We start from the raw sequence: 18,225 nt of genomic DNA, 5'->3' as shown, positions 1-18,225 counted from the left end.
CGATCAGCTTTTGTTCAATTGATCGATCAGGGCGCCAAGCTGCAACTCGCCGTCTCTTGTTTGACCGCCGACATCGAGAAATGTCTGCATATTGGCGCGCGCCGCCGGTGTGCGAATCAGCTGCTGAAACAGGAAGGATTCCTCAGCGAGCCCTGCGTCCTGCGCGCCTGACGCGTTGCCGGTCGATTGCTTGGCGAGCCGGACCGCTTCGACCGGAAAGCGGGCAATCCGTTCGGCCAGCGCACGGACTTTGTCCTCAATCGCGTCTGCCGCATAAACCCGGTTCAGATAGCCCCAGCGCTCGGCAGTCGCCGCATCCATATCCTCAGCGCCGACTATGACTTCGATCGCTCGTCCATGACCGATAATCCGTGCCAGATTTTGCGTGCCGGTCCCGCCAGGCAAAATGCCCAGCGGCACTTCCATCTGATTGAACAGCGCTTTCCCAAGGACACCAAAGCGCATGTCCATATTGGAGATAATCTCGTTCCCGCCGCCGCCGACACGGCCTTCGACCTGGGCGATGGTAATCTTGTCGATGGTCCGGAAGCGCTGGCACAGGACATGAAATGGATTAGCCTCGGTGCTGCGCTCCGCTGGCTCGTCGACGGGAAAGGATAAAATCAGCTCGACATCAAAATGCGCCATGAAAAAGTCCGGGTTGGCGCTTTTGAAGATGATAACCGTCAGGTCGCGATCCGCTTCCAGCTCTTCGGCCAGCGCCATCCATTCGCCAAATAGTTGCTGGGTGATCAGGTTGATCGGTGGATTGGCAATGATCACCTCGGCCAACCGGCCGGTTCGTGTCACCTTCAGAAGCTCATAGTCATAGGCCATAATCAATCCTTATCGTGACCCGCGCGCCGGTTCACCGCCGCAACAGGAACACCGCATGTTCGGCCAGCAAATTAGCCATGCCGCTGCCGGTCTGCTTGTCGCCGCTGAGGAACCATTGTCCTTCCTGATGGAGCTTGTGATCCCGCACCAGCGCGCGAAAATCGTCGATCGTGACATGGTGGATATTGGGCGTATCATACCAGTTTTGCGGCAACAGGCGGGTGACCGGCATCCGCCCGCCCACCAGCAGCGACATCCGCACCCGCCAATGGGCGAAATTGGGGAAGCTGACAAAGGCCTGTTTGCCGATCCGTAGCAATCCGTCGAGGATCGCATCGGGTCGCCGGGTGGTCTGCAAGGTCTGGCTGAGCACGGCATAGTCAAAACTGCCATCCGGATAGGCGCTGAGATCAATATCGGCATCGCCCTGAACCACAGATAGCCCCTTGCTCACGGCGCTGGCCACATTGGCCGGGTCCAGCTCCAGCCCGCGCGCATCGACCTGCTTCTGGTCGCGCAAGGCCGCCATCAGGGCGCCATCCCCGCAGCCAATGTCGAGCACCCGGCTACCCGGCGCGATATTGTCGGCAATGATCTGCAGATCGGGGCGGAGTTTGGTCATCAGGCCTCTCCCGCTTTCAGAAACCCGTCGACAATCTGGTTCATCTCGGGATTTTCGAGCAGGAAACTGTCATGGCCAAAGGCGCTCGACAGCTCGACAAAACTCGCCGCCGCCCCGGCCGCGTTGAGCGCATGGACAATGGTCCGCGATTCACTGGTCGGGTAGAGCCAGTCGGTGTCAAAGCTGATCAGGCAAAAGCGGGTTTGCGATCCGGCAAAGGCATTGGCCAGAGTCCCGCCATGCGCTTCGGCGAGATCAAAATAGTCCATCGCACGGGTGATGTAGAGATAGCTATTCGCATCAAACCGGTCGACAAAGCTGATCCCCTGATGGCGCAAATAGCTCTCGACCTGAAAATCGGCATCAAAGCCAAAGGTCTTCGTTTCGCGGTCCTGCAGGCGGCGACCGAATTTCTCGGTCAGGCCGGCTTCGGACAAATAGGTAATATGGGCCGCCATGCGCGCCACCGCGAGACCTGCACTGGGCGGATTGTCCTGGGCATAATAGGCGCCGCCCTGCCAGCGCGGATCAGCCATGATCGCCTGACGACCGACCTCATGAAAGGCGATATTCTGGGCACTATGGCGCGCGGCGGAGGCGATAATCACCGCCGACCGCACTCGCTCGGGATAGAGGGCGGTCCAGCTAATCGCCTGCATTCCTCCCATCGATCCGCCAATGACGGCATGAAGGCAGGCAATGCCAAGATGATCAAGCAGCAAGGCCTGGGCACGCACCATATCGGCAATGGTCAGCACCGGAAAATCCATGCCCCAGGGCTTTTCGGTCGCCGGATTGATCGTCGCCGGACCGGACGAGCCCATGCAGCTGCCGATGACATTGGCGCAAATGACAAAATGGCGGTCGGTGTCGATCGGCTTGCCGGGCCCGACCATCCGCACCCACCAGCCATCCTTGCCGGTCACCGGATGGGTCGAGGCGAGAAACTGATCCCCGGTCAGCGCATGACAGACCAGGATCGCATTGGAGCAATCGGCATTCAGCGTACCGTAGGTTTCATAAGCAATTTCAACCGGGGTCAGTTCGCCGCCATTGTCGAGCGGCAACGGGCCCATCAAACGAACCGTTTTATCGCGTCCGAACCGCGTATCATCGCTCGGCATTGTGCTCATGAATTCAGGGGCTAAGGCGGGATTGCGTGGCGGTCAAACGATATTGCGGTTGACTGCATCGCTGTGCAGGCTAGTCCGGCGAGACGAAATCACCGCTAGCATGAAGTGAAAGCCATGGGAAAACTGACTCCGCAGCCAAAAGACTGGATCCTCGACATCGCCGCCTATGTGCCCGGAAAAGCCGGCAGCGATGATGGCCGCAAGCTGATCAAATTGTCCGCCAATGAAAACCCGCTGGGCTGCAGCCCCGATGCCAGCAGCGCGCTGGCCGCCGCTGCCGCGACCGCCGACCGTTACCCCGATGGCGGATCCAACGCCCTGCGCGCGGCGATCAGCGAGAAATATGATCTCGACCCGGCGCGGATCATCTGCGGCACCGGATCAGACGATGTCCTGCAGCTGGTTGCCAATGCCTTTACCGGCCCCGGCGATGAAGTCATCTATGTGCGCTATGGCTTCGCAGTTTATGAGATTGCGGCCAAGCGCTATGGCGGCACCCCGGTGGTGGCCGATGATCGCGACTATGGCACCGATATTGATGCGGTGCTCGCCAAGGTGACCGACAAGACCAAGCTGATCTATCTCGCCAATCCGAACAATCCCACCGGGACCCTGTCGAGCGCCGCGGAGATCAAACGTCTGCATGACACCCTGCCCAGTTCGGTGCTGCTGGTGCTCGATGGCGCCTATGCCGAATATCTGGAGGCCGATGAAGATGACGGGGCGATGGATCTCGCGCGGACCAGCGACAATGTCCTGGTCACCCGGACCTTTTCGAAGATTCATGGCCTCGCCGCGGAACGGATTGGCTGGGGCTATGCTGCGCCGGCGATCATCGATGCGATGAACCGGATCCGCCAACCGTTCAATGTCACCACCGCCGGACAGGAAGCCGCATTGGCGGCGCTGGCCGATGATGGTTTCGTAGCCGCCAGCCGCGATCATAACCGCCAGTGGCGGGCATGGCTGACCGAAGAAATCGAGGCCATGGGCAATCATGGCTTGCGGGTTATCCCATCGCACACCAATTTCCTGCTGGTCCTGTTTGAAGGGGCGCTATCGGCAGAAGCGGCCAACTCCGCTTTGATGGAACATGGTTATGTGGTTCGCTGGCTGCCGGGTCAGGGTCTGGTCAACGGCTTGCGGATCACCATCGGCACCGAAACCGAGACCCGCGGCGTGGCCGACGCGCTGCGCCAGATATTGGACCAAGCCGCCTGATGCTGCCCTTTGCGAATATCACCATCATCGGACTGGGTCTGATCGGCTCGTCCATTGCCCATGGCATCAAGGCGAGCATGCCTACCGCCCGGATCACCGGCTATGACGCGGACCCCGCCGTGCGGGCCCGCGTGCTGGACCTCGGCTTTTGTGATGATGTCGCGGATAGCGCGGGCGCCGCGGTGACTGACGCCGATCTCGTCCTGCTCTGCATCCCGGTTGGCGCCATGGCGTCGGTCGCCGCAGACATGGCGGAAGACCTGCCATCCGAAGCGATTATCAGCGACGTGGGATCCTCGAAAGGCGGCGTGATCGAGCGCTTGACCAAAGCCTTGCCGGGCGCGCGGATCATCCCCGCCCACCCGGTTGCCGGCACCGAGCATAGCGGACCGGACGCCGGCTTCGCGACGCTGTTTCACGACCGCTGGTGCATCCTGACGCCGCCCGATGACGCCGCCGAAGGCGATGTCGAACGCGTCCGCGCCTTCTGGGAGAAGCTCGGCGCCAATATCGAGATCATGGATGCCAAACATCATGATCTGGTGCTCGCCGTGACCAGCCATTTGCCGCATCTCATCGCCTATACGATTGTCGGCACCGCATCCGACCTCGAGGATGTCACGCGCAGCGAAGTGATCAAATATTCCGCGGGCGGTTTCCGCGATTTCACCCGCATTGCCGCCTCGGACCCAACCATGTGGCGCGACGTGTTCCTGTCCAACAAGGATGCGGTGCTCGAAATGCTCCAGCGCTTTTCCGAAGACCTCACCGCCCTGCAGCGCGCGATTCTGCTGGGACAAGGGCGACGAGCTGTTCGAACTCTTCTCCAAAACCCGCGCGATCCGTCGCCGGATCATCGAAGAGGGCCAGGACGATGCCGGGCCGGATTTCGGCCGGAGTCACGACTAGCGCTCAGGGATACCGAGCGCGGTTGAAACATCACACAGACGGCCCCTTTTCTGTTCCGCCGTTCATTCTTATAAATACTTATTTATCAGTGGTTTAACGACATAACGCCGATGGCGAGTGTGACCTTTCACCGAAACCCATCCGGCCATTCATCGCCGGGTTGTTCCGACTATAGCGCCCGGGCCGGTTGTAGGACAGCCACCCAGTGGTCGTGGCGCGTGCGGTGACGCCCGGCAACCGTCAGTCGTTCAGCGCGTTGATCGCTTCGTGCACCCGGTCGCGAATATCATCGCGATCGAGCCCGGGTTCGATTTCGGGTTGGACGGCATAGGTGATCACGCCACTTTTCTGGACAAAAGTGTCGCGCGGCGCGACCAGGCCGCTGTCCAGCGCGACCGGCACCAGCGGGAGGCCCATAAGTTTATAGATTCCGGCAAATCCGGTTTGCAGCGGCGGACGTTCGCCATGATGCGCCCGGCTGCCTTCGGCAAAAATCACGATCGGACGGCCTTCGGCCTTGGCCTGTTTGGCCTGCTTGATAATCTGGCGCATCGCCGCGCCGCCGCCGTCGCGGTCAATGCCGAGCAGGCCGTGCCGTTTGGCAATCCAGCCCCATAGCGGAATGACCAGCAGTTCCTTCTTGGCAATCACCACCGGTTTTTCAAAGATCCGCAGCAGGTCGATCGTTTCGAACATGCTTTCATGCTTGAAGACATAGAGCAACGGTTCGTTGCGGATCTCGCCCCGGATTTCGGCCTTGATACCGAGGATGATCCGCGCGCAAAGATAATGATAGCCGCTCCACACTCGCGCCATGAAATGGGTGCCCCGCCGCGAGAAAATCGCCACCAGAAAGGCGAGAATGATGATCGGCGTCGATCCCCCGTAGAAGATCGGCAGGAACAGCAGCGAACGGATTTTGGCCAGCATCATCACACCCCCGCAAAGGCCGCCAGTCGGCGCATCAGAAATTTGTTATATTCGACGAACATCGTCCCGAGCGAAGGCTTGGTGGCCACGGCATCGGGAACGATTCGGATATCGGCCGGGATCGCCCGTTCAAGCTCAAGCCGGGCGCGCCGCATGTGCCAGTCCGACGTCACCAGACGCAGCGAGCTATCCTCCCGGCCGGCCGCCCAGCGCGCGGTTTCGAGTGCGTTGGACCGCGTATCGACGGCCTGAAAGCCGAGATCGATACAGCATTCAAACAAACTGTCCGGGCGATCATATTCCGCGGCGAGCTCGCCTGGCTTTACATCCCGGTCGACGCCCGAGATCAGCAGAGACTTGGCTTGCTCCGCCTCGAGCAGCTGCAGGGCATATTCGATCCGGCCCGGTCCGCCGGTCAGCACGACAATCGAATCCGTTTTGGCGTCGCTTTCTGCCGGACGGGGAAGGTCAATCGCAAACCAGGCAAAGCCGATCATCCAGCCGAGGAGCAAAAAACAAAAGAGGCGCAAGATCATCAGCGTGGACTACAATATTTTCTTGAGGGCGCCGATAACCGTCATCCGAGCGGTCATCATCGCCAGAACCATTCCCAATATCGGAATGGCGGCGATAATCAACCAGCTATACCAGGACAAGCCGAGCGATTCGATCAAGCCGGACCCCAGGGCGGATAGCTGCATGCTGATCAGCACGACGATCGCGACCCCGCCGATCAGGCCCAGGATCCCGCCAAGCAACGCATCAAGGGCGATACGCCGTTGAAAAAGCCTGCTGATCTGCCGATCGGTGCCGCCGAGCAGATGAATCACGCCGATGGTTTCCTTGTGCGTGTTCAGCGCCGCCCGGACCGATATGATCACCGCCGCAGCGGTGGCCAGAGCGAGCAGGGCAACCAGCCCGAAAGCAATCCATTGCAGCGACCGGACCAGTGCCAGCACCGGCGCGACATAGCCGCTGCTCGGTTCCACCCGCGCATTGGCGGTCAGCGGGCGCAGCGCGTTGCGCAAATTGGTCAACCCGGCCTCATTGGCCGGTTGCGCGAGAGTGAGGTCAATCAGACTCGGCAACGGAATATCATCCGCGATGCTGCCCGTGCCGACGTCCTGACCGATCCACGGGGCAATTAATTGCTCGATCTCGTCCTGCGGCACCACCCGGACGTCCGCCACCAGATCCATGCCGCGCAAACGCGCCGCAGCATCCTGTGTCTGCTGGTCCCTGGCCTCGGGATCGGCCTCGACAATCTGGACGGTGACCCGGCTCGAGAGCTGATCGGAAATGCTGGTCGCGGCTTCCGAAAGCGCGAGACCGGTGGCTCCGGCCAGCACGGTCAGGAAAATCATGATCGCGATCACCCACGGCATCGGCCCCGACAATCGGCCTTCCGGAATCAACCGCCGGTCATGACCGGGAAGAAAGAACAGATCGAACATCGGCCCCGGCCGCTATTGCGCCGTATCGCGCGGCAGCGGGGGATGGCGCAGAGATCCGGTCGGATCGGACAATCCGCCTTTTTCCAGCTTCATCATCTGGGCGCCCGGAACTTTGCTGAGCAAATGGATGTCATGGGTTGCCACCACGATCGTCGTGCCCAGCGTGTTCAGCGCCTCGAACAGCTGAAGCAGGCGCACCGCCATTTCGGGATCGACATTGCCCGTGGGTTCATCGGCAACCAGGATTTCAGGCCGGCCGATTACCGCCCGGGCAATCGCCACACGTTGCTGCTCGCCGCCGGAAAGCGTGGCCGGACGGGCTTCTGCGCGGTCCCCGAGGCCAACCCAGTCGAGCATTTCCGCGACCGGCGTTTCGAGATCTTTTTCCTTCACCCCGGCAACCCGCAGCGGCAGCGCGATATTGTCGAACGCCGACAGATGCGGCACCAGCCGGAAATCCTGAAACACCACCCCGATGCGCCGCCGAAAACCGGGCAGGCGTTCGCGCGGCATAGTCACCGCATCCTCGCCGAACAACCGGATCAGGCCGCGGCTGGGCCGTTGCGACAGATAGAGCAATTTGAGCAGTGACGTCTTGCCGGCGCCGGATGCGCCAGTCAGAAAATAGAAGCTTCCCGGATAGAGCGTGAAGGTCAGGTCCGACAGCGTTTCCGCCCCTGCTCCGTAGCGCAGGCCAACATTTTCAAATTGGACAATTTCGTTCATCGGAATTGGTTAAATCGCCTGCTCGGGGCCCTATGCGCCTGTTTGGCGTTCTCAATAGGACGTTACATAGCTGGAAATCAACTGTCGCGTGCCAAAGCCGGTCTTTGATCGCATTGAAAACGCTGAAATAATGGCACTGGCCTCAAAACCGTTAACCATAGACTTGCAGTTTGCCGGTTTGGCGTGTTTAGAAGAACGCGATGATATTGAATTGCCCGGCCTGTAAAACACGGTATCTTGTTCCGGACAGCGCCATCGGCCCGACCGGCCGATCGGTGCGCTGTGCTTCGTGTCGCCACAACTGGTTTCAGGAAGCCGCGGCGCTCACGCCGCCGGAAAAACCCGCCCAGCCGCAAACGCCGCCCGCAACAACCCGCCCTCCGGAAAACCAGAATGCAGCGCCGGCAGAGCCGGTTGCCGACGGCAGCCCGGCAGCGGCTGCAGCCCCGGCTGCGCAGCCGAGCGGGCAACCGGCCGAACCCGACAGCCCGGCACCACAAGCCGCTGTCACCGAACCGGTGATTCCCGCTGCGCCGGCCATGGCGCCGCCCTTTGTGTCGGAAAATAGCAGCTTTGCCCATGAACCGCCGTTCAAGCCCCGCCGCAACCCCGCCAAATTGTGGACAATAGCGGCCATTGCCTTCGCGGCTTTCGTCGTTTTGATCGGTGGCGCACTCTATGCCTTTGGCGCGCCAAACTGGTTTGAAGACTATCAAATGGCTTCGGTCGAAGACACGCCCTTGCTGATCGAACTCAGCGCAAAACAGGACCGCCGCACCTTGCCGGACGGGACCGAATATTTCGCCGCGAGCGGAACGATCATCAATCCGACCGACAGCGAACAATCCGTGCCGCCCATGCTCGTCATCCTGCGCGATGCCAGCGGCCGGGTGGTCTATAGCTGGAAGATGAAAGCGCCCGCCTCGGCACTGGCGCCGGGCGCACGGGTCAATTTCAACGAAGCGAAACTCGATGTGCCGCGCGCGGCCAGCCAGCTCGAGGTCGGCTGGGCTGATTTGTCCCGCGAATAAGGACGATTGGCCGCCGCAGCCGCCACAACCAAAGATTCAACCGATGGTCCTAGTGAAATTCGGTCAACCTTAGCACCGGTTCGCCCGTCTTGACCCGTGTGCCGGATGATCGCGCCATCGGCAGCGCATAGCTGCCATTGCGGGAAAATGTGCCGCTGCCGGACAGTCGGGCGCCAAGATTGCCAAAGCGTACCGGCTCTCCTTTGACAATCCGGGCCCGCGCGGTCGCCGGGGCCCGGGCCACCGGCCGGGTCGCACCCGCGGCGGAATCCGTCTCTGCCGCGTCGCTGCTCGCCAGCAGCAATAAGGGAAGAAGCAATTCAAACATCGGCATCAGGACAGCGCCGATCCGCGCCACCAAACAAGGTAAATAGATAGTTAATGCCGGGTTTTTTGCATGTCATGCCCTAGAAAACGGATGGCCCCGTCGAGATTGTATGGAAAAGGGACATTTTTCTGCCGACGGTTAATTGCGCGCGCGTCGCGGAGCCAAGAATATCGGTTGCGGGTCCAGAACCGCTTTGCTAAGGGCACGCGCCTACCGGAGGCAGATTGCCTTAGTTCGGATGACAGTGCGGTCGTGGCGGAATTGGTAGACGCGCAGCGTTGAGGTCGCTGTGGGGTTAATACCCCGTGGAAGTTCGAGTCTTCTCGACCGCACCAGTCCCGGTTTCGACGGGTTTCGATCCTTCCGAAATATCTGGCTCTGGCGCGATGCCGGCTGCAACCCTTCCCGTTGCGCTTTTGTTTCCCGGACCGCAAAGCAGGCCGAGAAAGCCTTTGTACCCCCTCGCAATCCGATTTAGGACCGTGGTGACAAACGGGAGGCCCAGGGCGATGACTGCGGATAAAATCTATATTTCGGCCGACGCCCTGCTGGCGGATTCTTTCCGGCTTGGCATGCAGATCCTGCAAAGCGACTTTCAGCCGACCCATATTGTCGGGATCTGGCGCGGCGGCGCACCGGTGGGCATCGCGGTGCAGGAAATCCTCGAATATCACGGCGTCGAGACAGACCATATCGCGATCCGCACATCCTCTTATAGCGGCATCGACACAAAAGAGCGGACGGTTACGGTTTTTGCGCTGGGCTATCTGGTCGACACGCTCAATCCCGATGACAGCCTGCTGGTTGTTGACGACGTGTTCGACAGTGGCCGCAGCATCGAGGCTTTTCTCGAGGAACTGGGCAGCCGGTGCCGCCACAATATGCCGCGCGATATCCGTGTGGCAACGGTCTATTACAAGCCGGAGCGCAACGAGACGCTGTTGCAACCAGACTTTTTTCTGCATGAAACCGCCGACTGGCTGATTTTTCCCCATGAGCTGCAAGGCCTGACGACCGACGAAATCCAGCGAAACAAGCCGGAATCGGAAATTATCCTGCGCACCAAATAAGCCGCAAGAGATTGGAAATCTTTATCTCTTGCTGATAACAATGCCGGTCAGTAATCATCCGGGCACAAGCGCCTCGGCGGCATGGATAGTAACGACGATATGTAAGACACCATATTGATTACCGGCGCTGCGGGCTTTATCGGCCGGGCGATCAGTTTGCGGCTGCTCGCGGATGGCGCCGCTATTGTCGGTGTCGACAATATGAACTGCTATTGTGACCCTGCGCTCAAAGCCGCCCGCCTGGTCAATTTGCAGGCCCAGTCCGGATTCACCTTTGCCGAACTGGATATTGCGGATGCGATACGGGATCTGGTGGATCAGCATCAAATTCGCAAGGTCATCCATCTCGCCGCGCAGGCCGGGGTCCGCTGCAGTATCGACAATCCGTTCGCCTATCAGCAGTCCAATCTCCAGGGGCATCTGGCGATTCTCGAGGCGTGCCGTCATGCCGCCAATTTCGAGCATCTCGTCTATGCCAGTTCGAGTTCGGTCTCTGGCGATCGCCCGATGGGCGGTGCCGGCTTTGCCGAAGACGAGGCGGCAATGGATCCGGTTTCGCTCTATGCCGCGACCAAGCGGTCCGGCGAGTTGATCAGCCAGGCCTATGCGAAGCTTTCCGGGTTTCCGCAGACCGGGCTGCACTTTTTCACCGTTTATGGCCCCTGGGGTCGGCCGGATATGGCCTATTTCGGATTTACCCAAAAGATTCTCGCCGGCGAGCCGATCGCAGTGTTTGGCGAATGCCGGATGGCACGGGACTTTACCTATATTGATGATATTGTCGACGGCATCATCGGGGCGCTGCATGCGCCGCCACCAGCGGGCAAAAATCGCTTGCTGAATATTGGCGACAACCGGCCAGTCGGCCTGATGGACATGATCGGAGCGCTGGAAACGGCACTGGGTAAAACGGCTCACAAGATCATGAAGCCGATGCAGCCGGGTGATGTCACCGCCACTTATGCCGATATATCAAAGCTCCAGAATTTGACCGGATATCAGCCCAAGGTGATGCTCGAGGAGGGGCTGCAGCGCTTCGTGCAATGGTATCGCGACTTTTACGACCAGCCAGCGGATCATTGATCCACCATGCGCGCCGCGATCAGCGGCGATGCGAGCCGCGCAACACCTGTTCGGCGACCAGATGCAATTGCTGGTTCACCCCGTCATCGGCGCAGAGGCCGTCCTTGAATATGCCGCCCGACGCATTGATCCCGACACCGAGCGGAGTCGGCCAGCCGCGCAACGCGTGAACGATCGATCGCAACGCCGCGAGCGTGGAACCGGTGGCCTGCCAGCCATAGGCGGTAACGATCAGGCCAACGGGAATGCCATCAAGATAGACCCGCGCATCGCCGGCGGTTTCCTCGATATAGTCCACCGCATTTTTCACCAGGCCCGAAATCGTGCCATGATAGCCGGGACTGGACAGGATGATCCCGTCCGCCCGGCGAACCGCTTCCACCAGGGCCTTGCCGGTATCATTCAGGCCAGCCGGATCTGACCGGTAATGGGGCAGCGCGCAAAGGCGGTCGGAACCGAATAATTCGGTTTCAGCGCCCAGATCGGCCGCCGCCTTCAGCGCAATGGCCAGCGCCTGTTCCGTCGAAGATGCGGGATTCGTCGTGCCGCCGAGCCCGAGAATATACGGTTTGTCTGATGCGATAGCCATAAGCGCCCTTATCAAGGCTTTTCAATATATTGCAACGGGCAACAGCGAGACATGGCTGGGTTGTCAGGAGATGACAGAAGGAACAGGTTGGCGGCCGCGCATCACAGATCTATTAATTGACCGATTAAACCGGACTCGCTAGTCCGAACAGAATCACAATACATACCGCTCACACGACCGAATTGAGGATATCTTTCATGCGCAAATTTACCGAAGAACAGCATATGTTTCGCGACGCCTATCGGCGCTTTCTGGCGGATGAAGTGGCGCCCCGGATGGACGAATTCCGGGAAGCCGGAATTGTCGACCGGGAGATTTTCAAAAAGGCGGGCGATCAGGGCTTTCTGATGATCTGGCCGGACGAGAAATATGGCGGCATGGGCGATAATGATTTCCGCTACGAACAGATCATCATCGAGGAAACCGTCCGCGCAGGCTGTGCCGAATGGTATAACACCCTGCACAGCCGGCTGGTCGGGCCCTATTTCCAGAATATCGGCAATGAGGAACAGCGCGAACGGTTCCTGCCCAAATGTGTCAGCGGCGAAACGATTCTCGCCGTGGCGATGACCGAACCCGGGGCCGGCAGCGATCTGTCGGGCATGAAGACGACCGCAACCGATAGGGGCGATTACTGGCAGCTCAACGGATCGAAAACCTATATTTCCAACGGTATCAACGCCGACATCGTTATTGTCGCCGCGAAAATTGCCGGCGTCGACGACAAGCATGCCATGGTGTTGCTGATTGTCGAGCGCGGGATGGAGGGCTTTGAACGCGGCGCCAATCTCGAGAAGATCGGCTTGCACGCCCAGGATACTGCCGAGCTGTTCTTCAAGGACGTCAAGATTCCCAAGGCCAACCAGCTGGGGACACCGGGCAAGGGCTTTATCCACTTGATGGAGGGGCTCGCCGAAGAGCGCCTGATCGGGATGGTCGGCTATGGCGCCTCGGCCCGCCGCGCTTTCGATATTACGCGCGACTTTGTGATGGAGCGGGATGTTTTTGGCAAGAAGCTCTCCGACATGCAGAACACGCAGTTCAAAATGGCCGAATTGGACGCCAAGATCGACATGTTACAGGTCTATATTGACCATTGCGTCGAGATTCATAACCAGGGCGGCCTCACCGCGAATATCGCCGCCAAGGGCAAGATGCTGGGCAGCGAAATCGAATGGGAAATGGCCGATCTAGGCCTGCAACTCCATGGCGGTGCCGGCTATATGAAGGAATATGAGATCAGCCGGATCTTCACCGACGCGCGGATGAGCCGCATCTATGCCGGCAGCTCGGAGATCATGCGCTATATTGTCGGCCGCGACGTGTTCAGCCAGAAATATCAAAGCATCCTCGAATAGTATAGGGTGAGTTCCCCCGGCCGGTGGCGATTCGTCGACGGCAGGCCTGTGCCAAACACTATTTACGTTTACGTAAACTGCTTGACTATGCTGCAACGCAACATTAATCATGCGGTTAATCACCCTGAACCACGACAATGAGGAATATCGCATGACCGAAGCCTTTATTTATGACGCTGTGCGCAGCCCGCGCGGCAAGGGCCGCAGCGACGGCAGCCTGCACGAAATCACCGCTCTCGACCTGGCCGCACAAGTGCTCGGATCGATTAATGATCGGAATGAACTGGATGGTCACGAAGTCGAAGACATTGCCTATGGTTGTGTCTCGCCGGTTGGCGAACAGGGCGCGGTGATCAGCCGGATGGCGGCGCTCAAGGCCGGCTATGCCGACACCACCTCGGCGATTCAGGTCAACCGCTTCTGCGGCTCCGGCCTCGAAGCGGTGAATATCGCAGCGGGCAAGATCAAGTCGGGCGAAGCCGATCTCGCGATTGGCGGCGGCGTCGAATCCATGTCGCGCGTGCCGATGGGCAGCGACGGGTTGGGCGGCATGGCTGATCCGTCCCTGGTGTTTCAGGAATATTTTGTGCCGCAGGGCATTTCCGCCGATCTGATCGCCACCAAATATGGCTATAGCCGCGACGATGTCGACGCCTATGCGGTCGAAAGCCAGAAGCGCGCCGGGAAAAGCTGGGAAGAAAAACGCTTTGCCAAGTCGATTCTGCCGATCAAGGATGTCATTGGCGAGACCGTTCTCGATCATGACGAACTGATGCGTCCCGAAACCGACATGCAGTCGCTCGGCGCGCTGAACCCTGCGTTCCAGATGATGGGCGAGCAGATGCCGGGCTTTAATGACGTGGCGATCCTCAAGCATCCCGATGTCGAGAAAATGAACCATGTCCACCATGCCGGCAACAGCTCGGGCATTGTCGATGGTGCCGCAGCGGTGCTGATCGGTAACGAGGAAGCCGGTTCCAAATATGGGCTGAAACCCCGCGCCCGGATCGTTTCCATGGCGTCCATCGGTTCAGAACCGACCATCATGCTGACCGGCCCCGAATTTGCGGCCCAGAAAGCGCTGAAACGTGCGGGCATGGATGCCAGCGATATCGACGTGTGGGAATTGAACGAAGCCTTCGCGGCGGTCGTCCTGCGCTTCATGGAAGCGATGAATGTCGATCATAGCGATATCAACGTCAATGGCGGCGCCATCGCCATGGGTCACCCGCTGGGGGCCACTGGCGCGATGATCCTCGGCACCGTGCTGGACGAGCTCGAGCGCTCGAACAAGCAGACCGCCCTGTCGACGCTGTGCATCGGCGGCGGGATGGGCATCGCTACCATCATTGAGCGGGTGAACTAGAACACCCGGATTGTGTCCCCGCAAAGGCGGGGAACTGTTGCGCTAACCTCAAGGAGACTCCCGCCCCGCGCGGGCGTACAGGAGATAAAACATGACTTACGAAACACTCACCGTCGAGATTGACAGCGATGGCATTGCCCTCGTCACCATCGATGTCCCGGGCCAGACGATGAATGTCTGGAACGAGGCGTTGATGGCGGACTTTCCCAAATTTGTCGATGAACTGATCAGCAACGATGCGATCACCGGTGCGGTGATTACATCCGGCAAAAAGTCCGGTTTCCTCGCCGGTGCCGACCTGAACATGCTCGGCTCCTCCAAAGCCACGACGATGAAGGAAGCCTTTGACCAGGCCTGGGGCCTGAACGGCGAACTGCGCCGCATGGAAACCGGCGGCCACAGCGCCAAGGATCTGCTCAAGGGCAAAGTCTTTGCCAAGCCCGTCGCCTGTGCCCTGAACGGTCTCGCGCTCGGAGGCGGCCTCGAGCTCGCACTGGCCTGTCATTACCGGGTCTGTGCCGACAATCCCAAGATCCAGCTCGGCCTGCCCGAAGTCCAGGTCGGATTGCTGCCCGGCGGCGGCGGCACCCAGCGGCTTCCGCGCCTCGCCGGTCTGCAAGCGGCCGGCATGGCGATCATGATGGGCCAGCCGATGAACCCGCAAGCCGCGCTTGCCCAGAAAATCATCGATGAGGTCGTCCCGGCCGACGAAGTGATTGCCAAAGCCAAGGCCTGGGTCAAAGCCAATCCGAAAGCGTCGGCGCCATGGGACAAGAAGGGCTGGAAATTCCCGGGCGGAGCCGGTTCGATGGACCCGCGCGCCGTACCCCTTTACCTCGGCTCTTCAGCGATGGCGCTCAAGCAGAGCAAAGGCAATTACGAAGCGGTCAAGGCGATCCTGTCCTGTCTCTATGAAGGATCGATGTTGCCGATCGATACCGCATTGCGGGTCGAGAGCAAATATTTCACCAAGCTGCTCAGCGGACCCCAGTCGAAAAACATGATCCGCACCCTGTTCGTCAACAAGCAGGCCGCCGAAAAAGGCGCGATGCGCCCCGAAGGCGTGCCGCCAACCGAATTGAAAACCGTCGGTGTGCTGGGCGCCGGTCTGATGGGATCGGGCATCACCCATGTGACGGCCAAGGGCGGCATGAATGTCATCGTGCTCGACCGCAATATGGACGAAGCACAGAAGGCCATCGATTACAGCCAGAAGATCGTCGACAAAGGCGTGAAGCGCGGCAAGATGACCCAAGAGAAAGCCGATGCTTTCATGGCGCGGATCACACCGACCGATAATTATGACGATCTCAAGGATGTCGATCTGATCATCGAAGCGGTGTTCGAACGGCCCGATGTCAAAGCCGATGTGATCAAGAAAACCGAAGCGGTCATCGGCAAGGATGTGGTCTTTGCATCGAACACCTCGACATTGCCGATTACCGGCCTTGCCAAGAATAGCGAACGCCCCGATCAGTTTATCGGCATGCACTTTTTCTCGCCTGTCGAGAAAATGCCGCTGCTCGAGATCATTCCGGGTGCCGAAACCGGCGACAAGGCTTTGGCCGTGGCGCTGGATTACAATGCCCGCATTCGCAAGACGCCGATTGTTGTCAAGGATGTCCGTGGTTTCTACACCAACCGGGTGTTCCCGCCTTATGCCAATGAAGCAACCATGATGGTTGCCGAAGGCGTCAATCCTGCGCTGATCGAAAATGCGGCCGTGTCCATGGGCATGCCCATCGGCCCGCTGGCCATTGTCGATGAAACCACCCTGCAGCTCGGCTATGATATCATGACGTCCACCAAGGAAGAAATGGGCGATGCTTATGTGCCCAGCGGAACCGAGGATCTGATGGAATTGATGGTCAAGAAGATCGACCGGCGCGGACGGCGTTTCGGGGGCGGTTTCTACGAGTATGCCGACGATGGCTCGAAGAAATTATGGCCGGGCCTGGCAGAGCATTTCCCGCTCGCCGAGAAACAGCCAACGGTGGAAGAAGTCAAACAGCGTTTGATGTACATCCAGCTGATTGCAACCGCCCAATGCTATCACGAAGGCGTTGTGTCCGATCCGCAGTCCGCTGATCTCGGCGCCATTTTCGGCTGGGGCTTCGCGCCCTGGACCGGCGGTCCGATGAGCCATATCGATACTATCGGTGTCGACAATTTTGTCCGCACCGCTGACATGCTGGCTCAGAAATATGGCGAGCGATTCAAGCCACCGATGAGCTTCCGCGAAAAAGCCGATGCCGGCGAGACCTTCTACAAGGCCGCCTAGCCGATAGCGACAAACCGAACAGAAAAGGGGCTCTTTGCGGGGCCCCTTTTTTTGCCCGCACGCCTTGCTTATCGGGTTGATAATGGCGGGCGTTTCACCCAAGCTGTTTTCAAGATCACAACAAGCTTTGAGGACAGGATGATGAAAAACCCGATTTGCGACATGCTCGGTATCGAATTTCCGCTGGTCGCGTTCAGCCATTGCCGGGATGTTGTCGCTGCGGTGTCCAGGGCCGGTGGCATGGGGGTGTTCGGCGGCGTCAACTGTACGCCCGAAACGCTTGAGGAGGAATTGCGCTGGATCGATGACCATGTCGACGGCAAGCCCTATGGCCTCGATATCATCGTGCCGAACAAGGTCGAGGGCAAGGGCGAACGCTTCGATGAAGAGGCGGTGCTGGCCAGCCTTCCCGAGGAACATATCCAGTTTGCCAATGACTTGATGAAACGTCATGGCGTTGAAACCAGCGGTCAGGAAGAAATCCGCCGCGAGCAAGTTGCCTTTACCGACAATCTCCGCGGCGGCACCGCCGATGCGATTCTGGACGTCGCATTCCGGCATCCGATCGGCTTGATCGCCAATGCACTGGGCGTACCGCCGCAGGTGATGACAGACATGGGCCGCCAACATGACGTTCCGGTGGCCGCATTGGTCGGCACCAAGGACCACGCGATGGCGCAGGTCGCCGCGGGCGTCGACATCATCATTGCGGTCGGCGGCGAAGCGGGCGGCCATACCGGCGACGTCGCCACCATGGTGCTGATCCCCGAAGTCTGCAATGCGCTGCGGGCGATTGGTGACGACACCCCGGTGCTCGCCGCCGGCGGTATCGCCACGGGTGCGCAAATGGCGGCGGCTATGGCGATGGGCGCCAGTGGCGTGTGGTGCGGATCGGTCTGGCTGACCACCGCGGAAGCGGAAACCAATCCGGTGGTCAAAGAGAAAATGCTCCAGGCGAGTTCGCGCGATACGGTGCGGGCGCGATCGCGCACCGGCAAACCGTCCCGGCAATTGCGGTCGCCGTGGACCGATGCCTGGGAAGCGGAAGGTGCGCCGACCCCCCTGCCCATGCCCCTACAATCGCTAGTTGCCGAACCACCGCTGCGCTCTATCGATAAGCTGAGCCAGGGCGACAATCAGGGCGCCAAGGATCTCGCCACCTATTGGGTCGGGCAAGGCGTCGGTTTGATGAACCAGCCGCTCTCGACCGGTCAGGTGGTGCAGGAATTCAAGGAAGACTTTATCACCGCCTATGAGCGGCTGGCAGGCCAGCTGGAAGGCTGAAAA

17 protein-coding genes, 1 tRNA gene and 1 pseudogene are annotated in these 18,225 nt (G+C 59.7%); 10 read left to right on the top strand and 9 right to left on the bottom strand.

Annotated features, from left to right (window positions below; genetic code table 11):
- Nucleotides 1-3 precede the first annotated feature (3 nt).
- From ACZ1GS_RS17345 to metX, 3 genes are read right to left on the bottom strand one after another with little or no spacing between them, the layout of a single operon-like run.
- Entirely contained in the window at nucleotides 4-837 is an 834-nt protein-coding gene (locus ACZ1GS_RS17345; protein ID WP_472696409.1) for an enoyl-CoA hydratase/isomerase family protein, read from the bottom strand.
- A gap of 31 nt (nucleotides 838-868) precedes the next feature.
- On the bottom strand, nucleotides 869-1,459 hold the full coding sequence (gene metW / locus ACZ1GS_RS17340) for a methionine biosynthesis protein MetW (RefSeq protein ID WP_472696408.1): 591 nt from the start codon (nucleotides 1,457-1,459) through the stop codon (nucleotides 869-871).
- A complete protein-coding gene (metX, locus tag ACZ1GS_RS17335) occupies nucleotides 1,459-2,592 on the bottom strand; it encodes a homoserine O-acetyltransferase MetX (protein WP_472696407.1) in 1,134 nt (377 codons plus the stop codon). Before metX ends, metW begins: the two co-directional genes overlap by 1 nt.
- 114 nt (nucleotides 2,593-2,706) lie before the next feature.
- Between metX and hisC the strand changes: the two genes are divergently transcribed.
- Together hisC and ACZ1GS_RS17325 are read left to right on the top strand one after the other, a co-directional pair.
- Complete coding sequence (gene hisC, locus ACZ1GS_RS17330; RefSeq protein WP_472696406.1) at nucleotides 2,707-3,813, top strand: histidinol-phosphate transaminase; 1,107 nt, start codon at nucleotides 2,707-2,709, stop codon at nucleotides 3,811-3,813.
- Nucleotides 3,813-4,722, top strand: a pseudogene (locus tag ACZ1GS_RS17325) (prephenate/arogenate dehydrogenase family protein). Before hisC ends, ACZ1GS_RS17325 begins: the two are co-directional and overlap by 1 nt.
- Nucleotides 4,723-4,962: 240 nt before the next feature.
- Here the strand turns inward: ACZ1GS_RS17325 and ACZ1GS_RS17320 are convergent.
- The 4 genes from ACZ1GS_RS17320 to ftsE are packed head-to-tail and all read right to left on the bottom strand — an operon-like array spanning nucleotide 4,963 to nucleotide 7,832.
- Nucleotides 4,963-5,655, bottom strand: coding sequence for a lysophospholipid acyltransferase family protein (locus ACZ1GS_RS17320; protein ID WP_472696405.1), 693 nt, complete (start codon nucleotides 5,653-5,655; stop codon nucleotides 4,963-4,965).
- Nucleotides 5,655-6,188 carry a YdcF family protein gene (locus ACZ1GS_RS17315; protein ID WP_472696404.1) on the bottom strand — a complete coding sequence of 178 codons (534 nt, stop codon included), beginning with the start codon at nucleotides 6,186-6,188 and terminating at the stop codon, nucleotides 5,655-5,657. The genes ACZ1GS_RS17320 and ACZ1GS_RS17315 overlap by 1 nt, the downstream gene beginning before the upstream one ends.
- Before the next feature lie 9 nt (nucleotides 6,189-6,197).
- Nucleotides 6,198-7,106, bottom strand: a complete 909-nt coding sequence (locus ACZ1GS_RS17310; RefSeq protein WP_472696403.1) for a cell division protein FtsX — start codon at nucleotides 7,104-7,106, stop codon at nucleotides 6,198-6,200.
- 12 nt (nucleotides 7,107-7,118) lie between these two features.
- Nucleotides 7,119-7,832 carry a cell division ATP-binding protein FtsE gene (gene ftsE / locus ACZ1GS_RS17305; protein WP_472696402.1) on the bottom strand — a complete coding sequence of 238 codons (714 nt, stop codon included), beginning with the start codon at nucleotides 7,830-7,832 and terminating at the stop codon, nucleotides 7,119-7,121.
- 200 nt (nucleotides 7,833-8,032) lie between these two features.
- Here ftsE and ACZ1GS_RS17300 point away from each other — a divergent pair, with 200 nt between their 5' ends.
- Nucleotides 8,033-8,863, top strand: a complete 831-nt coding sequence (locus tag ACZ1GS_RS17300; protein WP_472696401.1) for a zinc-ribbon domain-containing protein — start codon at nucleotides 8,033-8,035, stop codon at nucleotides 8,861-8,863.
- Nucleotides 8,864-8,912: 49 nt separating this feature from the next.
- Here ACZ1GS_RS17300 and ACZ1GS_RS17295 read toward each other — a convergent pair whose 3' ends face one another.
- On the bottom strand, nucleotides 8,913-9,197 hold the full coding sequence (locus ACZ1GS_RS17295; protein WP_472696400.1) for a hypothetical protein: 285 nt from the start codon (nucleotides 9,195-9,197) through the stop codon (nucleotides 8,913-8,915).
- Nucleotides 9,198-9,437: 240 nt separating this feature from the next.
- Between ACZ1GS_RS17295 and ACZ1GS_RS17290 the strand changes: the two genes are divergently transcribed.
- The 3 genes from ACZ1GS_RS17290 to ACZ1GS_RS17280 all read left to right on the top strand — a co-directional run bounded on the left by ACZ1GS_RS17290 (nucleotide 9,438) and on the right by ACZ1GS_RS17280 (nucleotide 11,344).
- Nucleotides 9,438-9,526 (top strand) — tRNA-Leu (locus tag ACZ1GS_RS17290).
- A gap of 174 nt (nucleotides 9,527-9,700) precedes the next feature.
- The gene (locus ACZ1GS_RS17285) at nucleotides 9,701-10,261 is read left to right on the top strand and encodes a phosphoribosyltransferase (protein WP_472696399.1); all 561 of its coding nucleotides are present in this window, start codon (nucleotides 9,701-9,703) and stop codon (nucleotides 10,259-10,261) included.
- Between the two features lie 111 nt (nucleotides 10,262-10,372).
- Nucleotides 10,373-11,344: an NAD-dependent epimerase/dehydratase family protein gene (locus ACZ1GS_RS17280; RefSeq protein ID WP_472698167.1), complete on the top strand. Its 972-nt coding sequence runs from the start codon at nucleotides 10,373-10,375 to the stop codon at nucleotides 11,342-11,344.
- 19 nt (nucleotides 11,345-11,363) lie between these two features.
- Here ACZ1GS_RS17280 and ACZ1GS_RS17275 read toward each other — a convergent pair whose 3' ends face one another.
- Nucleotides 11,364-11,933 carry an NADPH-dependent FMN reductase gene (locus tag ACZ1GS_RS17275; RefSeq protein WP_472696398.1) on the bottom strand — a complete coding sequence of 190 codons (570 nt, stop codon included), beginning with the start codon at nucleotides 11,931-11,933 and terminating at the stop codon, nucleotides 11,364-11,366.
- Between the two features lie 197 nt (nucleotides 11,934-12,130).
- Here ACZ1GS_RS17275 and ACZ1GS_RS17270 point away from each other — a divergent pair, with 197 nt between their 5' ends.
- The 4 genes from ACZ1GS_RS17270 to ACZ1GS_RS17255 all read left to right on the top strand — a co-directional run bounded on the left by ACZ1GS_RS17270 (nucleotide 12,131) and on the right by ACZ1GS_RS17255 (nucleotide 18,222).
- Entirely contained in the window at nucleotides 12,131-13,291 is a 1,161-nt protein-coding gene (locus ACZ1GS_RS17270) for an acyl-CoA dehydrogenase family protein (RefSeq protein ID WP_472696397.1), read from the top strand.
- Nucleotides 13,292-13,442: 151 nt separating this feature from the next.
- The gene (locus ACZ1GS_RS17265) at nucleotides 13,443-14,657 is read left to right on the top strand and encodes an acetyl-CoA C-acetyltransferase (RefSeq protein WP_472696396.1); all 1,215 of its coding nucleotides are present in this window, start codon (nucleotides 13,443-13,445) and stop codon (nucleotides 14,655-14,657) included.
- A gap of 91 nt (nucleotides 14,658-14,748) precedes the next feature.
- Nucleotides 14,749-16,938 (top strand): 3-hydroxyacyl-CoA dehydrogenase NAD-binding domain-containing protein, encoded by a 2,190-nt coding sequence (locus ACZ1GS_RS17260; RefSeq protein WP_472696395.1) that lies wholly within the window; start codon nucleotides 14,749-14,751, stop codon nucleotides 16,936-16,938.
- A gap of 138 nt (nucleotides 16,939-17,076) precedes the next feature.
- Nucleotides 17,077-18,222: an NAD(P)H-dependent flavin oxidoreductase gene (locus ACZ1GS_RS17255; protein WP_472696394.1), complete on the top strand. Its 1,146-nt coding sequence runs from the start codon at nucleotides 17,077-17,079 to the stop codon at nucleotides 18,220-18,222.
- Nucleotides 18,223-18,225: the final 3 nt, after the last annotated feature.

It is taken from the genome of Parasphingorhabdus sp. W113, assembly GCF_055693205.1.
This window is presented reverse-complemented; position numbering and strand designations above follow the sequence as displayed.

Bases quoted from the DNA above. Each gene is read 5' to 3' on its own strand.
- ACZ1GS_RS17265 (WP_472696396.1), top strand. From the start codon at position 13,443: ATGACCGAAGCCTTTATTTATGACGCTGTGCGCAGCCCGCGCGGCAAG.
- metX (WP_472696407.1), bottom strand. From the start codon at position 2,592: ATGAGCACAATGCCGAGCGATGATACGCGGTTCGGACGCGATAAAACG.
- ACZ1GS_RS17310 (WP_472696403.1), bottom strand. From the start codon at position 7,106: ATGTTCGATCTGTTCTTTCTTCCCGGTCATGACCGGCGGTTGATTCCG.
- ACZ1GS_RS17275 (WP_472696398.1), bottom strand. From the start codon at position 11,933: ATGGCTATCGCATCAGACAAACCGTATATTCTCGGGCTCGGCGGCACG.
- ACZ1GS_RS17285 (WP_472696399.1), top strand. From the start codon at position 9,701: ATGACTGCGGATAAAATCTATATTTCGGCCGACGCCCTGCTGGCGGAT.
- ACZ1GS_RS17270 (WP_472696397.1), top strand. From the start codon at position 12,131: ATGCGCAAATTTACCGAAGAACAGCATATGTTTCGCGACGCCTATCGG.
- ACZ1GS_RS17300 (WP_472696401.1), top strand. From the start codon at position 8,033: ATGATATTGAATTGCCCGGCCTGTAAAACACGGTATCTTGTTCCGGAC.
- metW (WP_472696408.1), bottom strand. From the start codon at position 1,459: ATGACCAAACTCCGCCCCGATCTGCAGATCATTGCCGACAATATCGCG.
- ACZ1GS_RS17320 (WP_472696405.1), bottom strand. From the start codon at position 5,655: ATGATGCTGGCCAAAATCCGTTCGCTGCTGTTCCTGCCGATCTTCTAC.
- ACZ1GS_RS17295 (WP_472696400.1), bottom strand. From the start codon at position 9,197: ATGCCGATGTTTGAATTGCTTCTTCCCTTATTGCTGCTGGCGAGCAGC.
- ACZ1GS_RS17345 (WP_472696409.1), bottom strand. From the start codon at position 837: ATGGCCTATGACTATGAGCTTCTGAAGGTGACACGAACCGGCCGGTTG.
- ACZ1GS_RS17315 (WP_472696404.1), bottom strand. From the start codon at position 6,188: ATGATCTTGCGCCTCTTTTGTTTTTTGCTCCTCGGCTGGATGATCGGC.
- ACZ1GS_RS17260 (WP_472696395.1), top strand. From the start codon at position 14,749: ATGACTTACGAAACACTCACCGTCGAGATTGACAGCGATGGCATTGCC.
- hisC (WP_472696406.1), top strand. From the start codon at position 2,707: ATGGGAAAACTGACTCCGCAGCCAAAAGACTGGATCCTCGACATCGCC.
- ftsE (WP_472696402.1), bottom strand. From the start codon at position 7,832: ATGAACGAAATTGTCCAATTTGAAAATGTTGGCCTGCGCTACGGAGCA.
- ACZ1GS_RS17255 (WP_472696394.1), top strand. From the start codon at position 17,077: ATGATGAAAAACCCGATTTGCGACATGCTCGGTATCGAATTTCCGCTG.